The following is a 647-nucleotide window of genomic DNA, read 5'->3' on the forward strand; positions in this document are numbered from 1 at the left end:
TCGTTGTTGCTGACCGCGAACATCTGCCCGGTCTCCGGATGGACCCCGACCATCATGAACCCCGGCACGTCACCCCCCGAGGAGGCCGGCAGCCGGTCCGGCATCCCCTGCGCCAGCGCCTTCAGGATGAGCTCGACCGCGACGATGCCGGTCCAGAGGGTGAACGTCGGCTGCGGGTAGACGGCGTGGAAGAGCGTGCCCGGCTCGGCCCGTACCTCCAGGGGAACGGTCGTGCCGAAGTTGGACGGCTCGTCGGGCGAGGTGAGCGCCTTGAGGACGACCTTGCAGATCGCGATGGTCGCGCCGAACGGCATGTTGACGGGACCGGGCACGGCGGGCGAGGAACCGGCGAAGTCGACCGTGAAGGTGCCGTCGGCGACGGTGACGGTGACCTGCATGCGGACCGGGTCCTCGGTGATCCCGTCGTCGTCCAGCCAGTCGACCGCCGTCCACGAGCCCTGCGGCAGCTCGGCGAGGGCGGCGCGGGTGCGCGCCTCGCCGTCCTCGACCATCCGCCGGACCGCGGCGTCCACGGTCGGCCTGCCGAACTTCTCCAGGATCTCCAGGAACCGGCGCTCGCCGGTGCGCAGCGCGGCGACCTGCGCGTTCAGATCACCGATCACCAGATCCGGCATCCGCGAATTGAA

The 647-nt window shown here is 70.3% G+C and carries 1 protein-coding gene; it reads right to left on the reverse strand.

The features are described 5' to 3' along the window. On the reverse strand, positions 1-635 hold a 635-nt coding region (locus ACTOQ1_RS42925; RefSeq protein ID WP_440074387.1), incomplete at its 3' end, for a hydantoinase B/oxoprolinase family protein. Positions 636-647 lie beyond the last annotated feature (12 nt).

The organism is Streptosporangium sp. OZ121, assembly GCF_051918885.1.
Lineage (GTDB): Bacteria > Actinomycetota > Actinomycetes > Streptosporangiales > Streptosporangiaceae > Streptosporangium.